Origin of the sequence: Saccharomonospora saliphila YIM 90502 (genome assembly GCF_000383795.1) — a bacterium.
Lineage (GTDB): Bacteria > Actinomycetota > Actinomycetes > Mycobacteriales > Pseudonocardiaceae > Saccharomonospora > Saccharomonospora saliphila.
Window position 1 is genome coordinate 33,584 of the sequence record NZ_KB912598.1, and the last position, 8,995, is coordinate 42,578.

Below are 8,995 nucleotides of genomic sequence, written 5' to 3' on the forward strand. Positions count from 1 at the left end.
CGCGGCGGGCACGGCCGTGCGCAGCGTGCTCACCGACCCGGAGTCGTTCATCGCGCGCTGAGCGCGGCGGGCGGGAGGAGTTCCCGCCCTGCCCGGACGCGGCCCGGGGAATTCACGCCGACTCGCGCACCACCAGCTCGGTCGGCAGCAGGATGGACGGCGGCAGCGGGTCCTCCCCGGCCAGGCGGGCCAACAGGCGCCAGGTCATCGTCCGGCCCAGCTCCTCGACCGGCTGCCGGACCGTGGTCAGCGTCGGGGTGACCGAGGTCGCCAGGACCGAGTCGTCGAAACCGACCACGGCCACGTCGCCGGGCACCCGCCTGCCCCGTGCCGCCAGCTCGCGCAGCGCGCCCACGGCGAGCAGGTCCGCGGCGGCGAACACCGCGTCCACGCCGGGGTACCGGTCGAGCAGCGCGGCGGTGGCCTGAGCACCGGTTTCCACCGCGAAATCCGCGCGCACCACCGCCTCGGCCGACAGCCCCGCCTCGGACAGTCCCAGCCGCCACCCGGCCAGGCGGTCGATGCCCACCGCCATGTCGTCGGGACCGGCGATCGTGGCGATCCGCCTCCGGCCGAGCGCGACCAGGTGCCGGGCGGCCGACAGCGCGCCGGTGAAGTTGTCCGCGTCCACGTAGGGCACACCCGCGCCGCGCAGCGGGCGCCCACCGGCCACGACGGGCAGTCCCGCCGTGGCCAGCCGCTCCGGCAGCGGGTCGTCGCCGTGCATGCTCACCACGAGCGCGCCGTCGACGTGCCCGCTGGTCAGGTACTTCTCCAGGCGCGCACCGTCGTCGTCCTCTGCGAGCATCATCAACACGAGCTGCCGCGCGCTGCCCGCCAGCCCGGCGTGCACGCCCCGCAGCACGCCGGAGAAGAACGGGTCACCGAAGACCCGCTCCCCCGGCTCCGACACGACCAGCGCCACCGAGTTGGTCCGGCGGGTGACGAGGCTGCGCGCCGCCTCGTTGGGCACGTATCCCACAGCGGCGATCGCCCGCGTCACGGCCTGCCGGGCCCGGGCGCTGACGCCGGGCATGTCGTTGATCACCCGGGAAACGGTCGAGCGGGACACACCCGCCACCCTCGCCACTTCCTCCAGGGTGGGCGTGCCCCGGTCGTCGACCGGCGTGTCCCCGGGTTCGGTCATCGTCGTCCCGCCAAGCCGTTGTCCGCCATCACTCGCGCATACCATGACGCACTCGCCTTCGGCGTGCGGCGCTGGGTGGGATAGTCCACATGCACCAGCCCGAACCGCTTGGCGTAGCCCTCGGCCCATTCGAAGTTGTCGAGCAGCGACCAGTAGAAGTAGCCGCGCAGGTCCACGCCCCGCGCCACGGCGGCGTGGGCGGCGCGCAGGTGAGCCTCGATGAAGGCGATGCGCTCGGTGTCGCGCACCACGCCATCACCGTCGACGTGGTCGGCGAAGGCCGCCCCGTTCTCCGTGACGTAGAGCGGCAGTCGCGGGTACTCGGTGTGCAGCCGCAGCAGCAGACCGGTCAGCTCGCCTGCGTTGACGTCCCAGCCCATGTCGGTCTGCGGCAGGCCGCGCTTCGGGAACCCGGCGTGTTCGGCACCGACCCACTCCGAGGGCGGCCCGGAGTCGGCGTCCGGCACCGACGAGACGTGCAGGTCGCGGTAGTAGTTCACCCCGAGCAAGTCGAGCGGCGCGCCGATGTGGTCGAGGTCGCCGTCCCGGATCATTTCCCCCAGCCCGTACGGGGCGAGGTCGGTGAGCACGTCGTCCGGGTACCTCCCGCGCAACACCGGGTCGAGGAACAGCCGGTTCTGCAACCCGTCCACGCGGCGGGCCGTCTCCCGGTCGGCCTCGTCGGCCGGGTCGGCGGCGGTCACCGGGAAGAGGTTGAACGTCACGCCCGCCCGCGCCGTCGGCACCGCGTCGCGGATCACTGCGGTGCCGAGTCCGTGCGCGAGCAGCAGATGGTGGACGGCGGCCACGGCCGCGCGCGGCTCGGTACGGCCGGGCGCGTGCCGCCCGGAGGCGTAGCCGAGGAAGGCCGAACACCACGGCTCGTTGAGCGTGGTCCAGGTGCCGACGCGGTCCCCGAGCCGATCCACCACCGCGCCGACGTAGTCGGCGAAGCGGTGGGCGGTCGCCCGCGCCGCCCAGCCACCCCGCTCCTCCAGTGCCTGCGGCAGGTCCCAGTGATACAGGGTGGGCCACGGGGTGATGCCCGCCTCCAGCAGCCGGTCCACCAGGCGTTCGTAGAAGTCGAGCCCGGCGGGGTTGACCGCACCGCCGTCCGGCCGCACCCGGGGCCAGGCCAGCGAGAACCGGTAGGCCCCGACGCCGAGTTCCCGCATCAGCGCCACGTCGGAAGGCATCCGCCGGTAATGGTCGGCGGCGGGCTCTCCCGTGTCGCCGTTCACCACCGCTCCCGGACGCGCGCAGAACGCGTCCCAGATGGACGGGCCACGCCCGTCCGCGGTCACCGACCCCTCCACCTGGAACGCGGCCGTGGACACTCCCCACAGGAAATCCGGGGGGAAGGCGCACTCCGGCACCTCAGGCTCGGTTCGGTCATGGACAGTCGACACGGGTCACCCCTTCACAGCACCTTGCATGATTCCGGCCACGATCTGACGGCCGAGGAACAGGAACACGACGAGAATCGGAATGGTCGCCAGCGTGGTCCCGGCCAGCACCAGCGAGTAGTCCACGTAGTAGCCGCTCTGCAACTTCTCGAGCGCGACCTGGACGGTCGGGTTGTCGGCGCCCAGCGCCACGAGTGGCCACAGGAAGTCGTTCCACGACGTCATGAACGTGAACATGGCCAAGAACGCCGCGGCCGGGCGCACGGCGGGCAGGCACACGTGCCAGAACACCCGGATCATCGAGCAGCCGTCCGCGCGGGCGGCCTCGATCAGTTCGTAGGGCAGCGCGGAGACGGTGTACTGGCGCATCCAGAACACCCCGATCGCGGTCACCAGATTCGGTACGATCACCGCTTGGAGCTCGTTGGCCCAGCCGAGCTCGGACATCGCCATGTAGAGCGGGATGATGCCGAGCTGGGTCGGCACCGCCAGGGTGGCGATGACGAACACGAACAGCGGAGTACGACCTCGGAACCGCAGCTTGGCGAAGGCGAACCCGGCCAGGGTGGAGAAGAACACCGTGGAGATCGTCACCGAGCCCGACACGATCACGCTGTTGCCGAGCGCCTTCCAGAACTCCACCGTGTCGAACACGCGGGCGGCGTTGGCCAGGAAGTTGCCCCCGGGCAACAGCGGCGGAATCGCCTCGGTGAGCATGGAGCTGTCCCTGCTGGCCACCAGAAACGACCAGTAGAACGGGAAGATCGACCCCAGCACGAACGCGGTCAGAAGCCCGTAGACCCAGACGTTCGCCCGGCCGAGGCTCCCCGCGCCGCCGGTGCGGGCCCCGCGGCCGGCGCGACGGGACCGCGCGAGGGCGGGCACGCTCATCGGTTCTCCTCCCCCGTGCTCGCGATCCGCTTGGTCAGCAGGAAATTGATCAGCGCGACGCCGATGATGAGCACGAACAGCACCCACGCCACGGCCGAGGCGTAGCCGAGGTCTTCCCGCTCGAACGCGGTCTGGTACATGTACAGCGTGATCGTCTGGAACTGATTGGTGGAACCGCCGTTGTTCGAGCCGGGCATGGCGTCGAACAGTTTCGGCTCGGTGAAGATCTGCAGGCCCCCGATCGTCGAGGTGATGACCACGAAGATCAGCGTCGGCCGCAGCATCGGCAGGGTGACGGAGAAGAACCGCCGGATCGCCCCCGCGCCGTCCACGATCGCGGACTCGTACAGCTCTTTCGGGATGGCCTGCATCGCCGCCAGCACGATCAGCGCGTTGTACCCGGTCCAGCGCCAGTTCACCATGATCGCGATGGCGACGTGGCTGGAGAAGCGGTCGGCCTGCCAGTCGATGCCGCCGATCCCGAGCGTCTCCAGGATGCCGTTGACCAGGCCGTAGTCCGGGCCGAACAGGTTGGCGAAGATGATGCCCAGCGCCACGAGGCTGGCCACGTACGGCATGAGCACCCCCACCCGCCAGCCGGTGGAGAACCGCAGTCCCGTGTTCAGCATCGCCGCCAGCAGCACCGCCATCACGATCTGCGGTCCGCTGGAGAGCACGAAGATGCTGACCGTGTTGACCAGCGTCTTCCAGAACTGGCCGTCGGCCATGAGCAACACGTAGTTGTCCAGGCCCACGAAGGCGGGGTTGTCGTCGATCAGCTCCCAGTCGAACAACGACACGTACGCCGTGTACAGCAACGGAAACAGGCCGACGATACCGAAGATCACGAAGAACGGCGCCACGTAGAGGTACGGCGAGTAGCGCGCGTCCCACCTGCTCAGCCGGTCGCGCCAGGACGGACGCCGCGGCCGGGGCGGTTCGGGGGCGGGATCGCGCGCCACCCGCTCGTCGTCCACGGTGGACACCGTGGAACCGGACTCACTCACGCACCCTCCTCGTCACCGGGCGATGCGCTTCGCGGACTCGACGAACTGCCGCCAGCCCTCCTCCGGTGAGGCGCCCTGTTCGACGGCCTGCAACGCGGGAGTGGCGGCGTTCTCCTGGATCTGGCCGTCCCCCGGCCCCTTGTACTGGGCGTGCTCGACCTTGCGCGCCTGCGCGGCGAACAGCTCGCCGATCTTGGCGTCGCCGAAGTAGTCGTCGGTGGCCGAGGTCAGCTCCGGCGCGTCGAGTGCCTCGACCTGGCTCGGGAACACGCCCTTGGCCTGGAACGCCTTGATCTGCTGCTCCGGCGCCGTGAGCCAGGCCGCCAGCTTCGCGGCCTGTTCGGGGTGCTCGCTCTGCGTCGGCACGGTCAGGTAGGAACCGCCCCAGTTGCCACCCCCACCGGGGAAGGCGTCGGTGACCGCCCAGGCGTCGGCGTGCTCGGGTCCGGCCTGTTCCTCGATCACCCCGAGCATCCAGGCCGGGCAGGTCTTGGTCGCGAACGCGGACTCCTGGAAACCGCTGTTCCACTCGTTGCTGAAGGCGACCAGGCCGGCCGACTGACCGCGTTGCCCGGCGGCGGTGACCTTGTCCCAGTTGCGCCGGATGCCCGGATTCGATTCGACGACGAGGTTGTCCTCGCGGTCGAAGAAGCCGACCTCCAACTGGTTGTTCATGGCGTTGAACAGCTGGGCCTCGGAGTCGAACCACGCGATCCCGTCCGAGTTCGCCACGAACTCGTCGCCCGCCTCGAAGTAGCTGTCCCACGTCTCGAACAGCGGCTTCACACCCTCGGGGTCCGAGGGCAGGCCCGCGGCCTCGAACAGGTCCTTGCGGTAGCACATCGCCAGCGGACCGATGTCGGTACCGTAGGCGATCAACCGGCCCTCGGAGTCGCGTCCGCCCTCGTACTTCCAGTCCAGCCATCGGTCGGCGGTGACCTCGGCAGGCCCGATCTCGCCGAGATCGTGGAACCGGCTGGACTTGTCCAGCACGTCGGCCATGTAGCCCTCCTCGACGGCCATGACGTCGTCGAGGCCCGAGCCCGCGCCGAGCTTGGTGAACAGTGACTGGTGGTACGGACCGCCCTGCCCGGTCTTGCGCGGCACGATCGTGACGTCCGGGTTGAGCCGCTCGTACTCGGCGTAGAGATCCTCGTAGCCGAACTCACCGAACGTGGCGACGCTGAGTTCGACGGTGCCGTCGCCGGCCGCGTCGTCGCCGCAGGCCGTGGTGAGCGCGGCGGCCAGAGCCAGCACCGAGGACAACGTGACTGCGCGTCTGAACTGGTGGCGTGGTTGGTGTCGCACGGTAACCCCTCGTTGGGTAGGAGGTGACGAACTGGGAGCGCTCCCATCCATGGCGAGCAGACTGCCGGTAACTCGACCGGGTGTCAATGGCCGATTACGACTGGGTGGCCAGCGCGTCCGGGCGCCGGTTCCACTCACAGCACGGCCTCACTGGGAGCGCTCCCGAAACGGGCGGTTCACAAGGCGCGACACCGGAACGCACGCAGTGCCTTCGACGTGGGAAAACGCGGCCGGTCGCGACCGGCCGCGTTCCTGTGCTGACCGAGGGGCCCGCTCAGCCGCCGAACATCAGGCGCCACTCGTCGAGCGAGCGCGGGCGGAATACGACGTTGTCGCCGCGTACCCGCGACAACGGTGCCGACGGTTCCGCCGAGTACATGTGCCCCGGATACACGACCGGGTCACCGGGCAGGTCCGCGAGGTGCCGCAGGCTCCGGTACATCTCGTCGGCGTCGCCGCCGGGCAGGTCGGTGCGCCCGCACCCGTCGAGGAAGAGCGTGTCCCCCGCGACCAGGGCGTTGTCGAGCAGGAAACACTGGCTGCCCGGCGTGTGCCCCGGGGTGTGCAGGGTCCGCACGGCCACGGCGCCGATGTCCACGGTGTCGTCGTGCGGGTGACCGACGAGGTCGGACCCGGACACGCCCGTGGTGCGCCGCACCCACTCCAGCTCGGCGTCGGCGACGTGGATCGGGACCTGCCGCCGCTCCAGCAGCTCGGCCACGCCGGGCAGGCCGAAGCCCATCAGATCCCCGCCCACGTGATCAGGGTGGTGGTGGGTGGCCAGCACCCCCACCAGCCGCATGTCGTCGTCGGCCAGAACGCCGAGCAGATCGTCCACCGCGTAGGCGGGGTCGACCACCACGGCCTCGCCGGTGACGCGGTCGCCGATCAGGTAGCTGAAGTTGCGCATCTGGGTCGCGACCGGGTCACCCACGGCGAAGTCGCGACCGGCCAGCAGCTGCCGGAAGTACAGGCGCTCGGACATGCCCCGATCGTATCGACCACGCGTAACGGTGTGGCCCGGAGTCCGATCTTCCTCACGGCACGGGTACCTGATCGTCAGGAGTGGTACATGGCACCGGACGGGTCGGTGGGTCTGAGGATGCTCGGCGCGGAGGTAGCGGTCTCGGTCACCCGAGAGCAGCACCACCAGCGAGTGCTGGAACGGTATGCGGCCCCCTCCGGTGAACGTGTCGAGGTTACCGCCGAACTCGGCTGGTGCGTCACCGCTTCGGGCAAGTACCAGGGCGAGCGGGCTATCGAGGTGCGTCTCGACGGATCGCGCGTCGGAGAGCTGAGCCGACCGACATCCCAGCGGTACGCGCCGACGGTCGCCGCGATCATCGACCAGGGCGGAAGGCCCGGATGCCGGGCCACGGTCTTCCGAGGGAAGACGAAATTGGAGGTAGAGCTGCTCCTCCCCCGGGCCGCCCGGCGAGAGACGCCCGCCGGGCGGCCACACGCGGCGCCGGTCGCATCCGCCGAGGGCCATGAGGTTCGGGCGCACCTTCGGCCGAGAATGGCGGTCCCGCCCTCGACCACGCTTCCACCGGCACCACCACCCCCGGACCCCGCATGCACTCCGGCGGGCCGGTTCACGCGGTCGCTTCCGGCCTGGCTCTCTGCCGCCGCCGTCGTCGTCGGCATCCTGGTCATCGGCCAACTCGCCGAGTCCGATGGTGATTCCGGCGAGGTGGGCAGCACGGGCACAACGCTCAGTACGACGCCCACGCCGACCGCGGCCCTCACCACCACGACCGCCGGAGCACCGAGTTCGACCACGACCGTCCGTACGACCACGTCCACCACCAGGAGCCCGAGCACGACACGGCCGCCGTCCTCCGACGAACCGACCAGAATGACGCCGGAGGCGACACGCGAGCCGACACCGCCGCCCACGACGTCCGAGCCGGTCGCGGACTGCGACCCGAACTACAGCGGCTGTGTTCCCGTCGCCTCCGACGTGGACTGTGCGGGAGGCAGCGGCAACGGCCCCGCCTACGTCAGCGGACCTGTCAGGGTCACCGGCTCCGACATCTACGGTCTCGACCGGGACGGCGATGGCATCGCCTGCGATTCCTGACCCGCCGCCGCTGGGCAGTCGCCACTGCCGCGACCGTCCGGAACACGGCGACACCGGCGGCGCCGCGACACCGGCACGGTGACGCCCGCCGTCGCCCGCAGCCGCCCGCCGTCGCCTCAGACGCCCACTGTCGCCCGCACCGGCTCCTCCGACTCCGCTCGCGCGGTCCGGGAACGGCCCGTACCGGGGCGGGCGTGCGTGGCGTACAACGTCAGGCCCACGAAGGCCAGGCCGCCGACGAGGTTGCCGACCACGGTCGGAATCTCGTTCCACACCAGGTAGTCGGTGACCGAGAAGTCACCGCCGAGCATCAGCCCGGACGGGAACAGGAACATGTTCACCACGGAGTGCTCGAAGCCCATGTAGAAGAACACCAGGATCGGCATCCACATCGCGATCACCTTGCCCGATACCGAGGTCGACATCATCGCAGCCACGACACCGGTGGAGACCATCCAGTTGCACAGCACGCCGCGAACGAACAGCGTCAGCATTCCGGCCGCGCCGTGCTCGGCGTAGCCGACGGTGCGATCGGTGCCGATCGCCCCGAGCTGCTGTCCGATCTCGTTCGGCTCCACCGAGAATCCGAAGGTGACGATCACAGCCATCATCACCGCGACCGTCAGCGCGCCCGCCAGGTTGCCGAGAAAGACCAGGCCCCAGTTGCGCAGCACCGACCGGACCCGCACGCCCGGACGCCGGTCGAGCAGCGCGAGCGGGGTCAGGGTGAACACCCCGGTCAGCAGATCGAAGCCCAAGAGGTACAGCAGGCAGAAGCCGACGGGAAACAGCAGCGCGCCGACGAGCGCTTCGCCCGTGCGCACGGTCACCGTCACCGCGAACGCGGCGGACAGCGCGAGGATCGCGCCCGCCATGTAGGCGCGCAGCACGGTGTCGCGGGCGGAGAGCGCCACTTTGGCCTCCCCCGCGTCGATCATCGCACCGACGAACTCGGGCGGCTTCACATAGGACATCGGACGTGCTCCCTCACTGCGTCGGACACAGGACGGCGCCCGGGGATCACCTGGTGTCGCCCGGGCGGCCTGCGCCGAGTCTGAGCATGCCGTGTTTCCCCACTGTGAAGACACCGCGAGCATCGAATAACATCGGGCTCACCCCTCCGCCCGAGCCCGACGCGGCCGCGGTGCGGGCG

8 protein-coding genes are annotated in these 8,995 nt (G+C 70.2%); 1 reads left to right on the top strand and 7 read right to left on the bottom strand.

Features of this window, described 5'->3' with window-relative positions:
- Nucleotides 1-112: 112 nt before the first annotated feature.
- The 6 genes from SACSA_RS0100555 to SACSA_RS0100580 all read right to left on the bottom strand — a co-directional run bounded on the left by SACSA_RS0100555 (nt 113) and on the right by SACSA_RS0100580 (nt 6,744).
- On the bottom strand, nt 113-1,147 hold the full coding sequence (locus tag SACSA_RS0100555) for a LacI family DNA-binding transcriptional regulator (RefSeq protein ID WP_019812640.1): 1,035 nt from the start codon (nt 1,145-1,147) through the stop codon (nt 113-115).
- Nucleotides 1,144-2,556 carry a GH1 family beta-glucosidase gene (locus SACSA_RS0100560; protein ID WP_232212790.1) on the bottom strand — a complete coding sequence of 471 codons (1,413 nt, stop codon included), beginning with the start codon at nt 2,554-2,556 and terminating at the stop codon, nt 1,144-1,146. The genes SACSA_RS0100555 and SACSA_RS0100560 overlap by 4 nt, the downstream gene beginning before the upstream one ends.
- Nucleotides 2,557-2,559: 3 nt before the next feature.
- Complete coding sequence (locus SACSA_RS0100565; RefSeq protein ID WP_019812642.1) at nt 2,560-3,444, bottom strand: carbohydrate ABC transporter permease; 885 nt, start codon at nt 3,442-3,444, stop codon at nt 2,560-2,562.
- Nucleotides 3,441-4,421, bottom strand: a complete 981-nt coding sequence (locus SACSA_RS0100570) for a carbohydrate ABC transporter permease (RefSeq protein WP_232212792.1) — start codon at nt 4,419-4,421, stop codon at nt 3,441-3,443. The genes SACSA_RS0100565 and SACSA_RS0100570 overlap by 4 nt, the downstream gene beginning before the upstream one ends.
- A gap of 42 nt (nt 4,422-4,463) precedes the next feature.
- The gene (locus SACSA_RS0100575) at nt 4,464-5,717 is read right to left on the bottom strand and encodes an ABC transporter substrate-binding protein (RefSeq protein WP_028661394.1); all 1,254 of its coding nucleotides are present in this window, start codon (nt 5,715-5,717) and stop codon (nt 4,464-4,466) included.
- A gap of 316 nt (nt 5,718-6,033) precedes the next feature.
- A complete protein-coding gene (locus tag SACSA_RS0100580) occupies nt 6,034-6,744 on the bottom strand; it encodes an MBL fold metallo-hydrolase (RefSeq protein ID WP_019812645.1) in 711 nt (236 codons plus the stop codon).
- 873 nt (nt 6,745-7,617) lie between these two features.
- Between SACSA_RS0100580 and SACSA_RS20855 the strand changes: the two genes are divergently transcribed.
- On the top strand, nt 7,618-7,842 hold the full coding sequence (locus SACSA_RS20855; protein ID WP_048876284.1) for a hypothetical protein: 225 nt from the start codon (nt 7,618-7,620) through the stop codon (nt 7,840-7,842).
- A gap of 116 nt (nt 7,843-7,958) precedes the next feature.
- On the opposite strand, the gene SACSA_RS0100590 is transcribed toward SACSA_RS20855, so the two are convergent.
- The gene (locus SACSA_RS0100590; protein ID WP_019812647.1) at nt 7,959-8,816 is read right to left on the bottom strand and encodes a formate/nitrite transporter family protein; all 858 of its coding nucleotides are present in this window, start codon (nt 8,814-8,816) and stop codon (nt 7,959-7,961) included.
- Between the last annotated feature and the right edge of the window lie 179 nt (nt 8,817-8,995).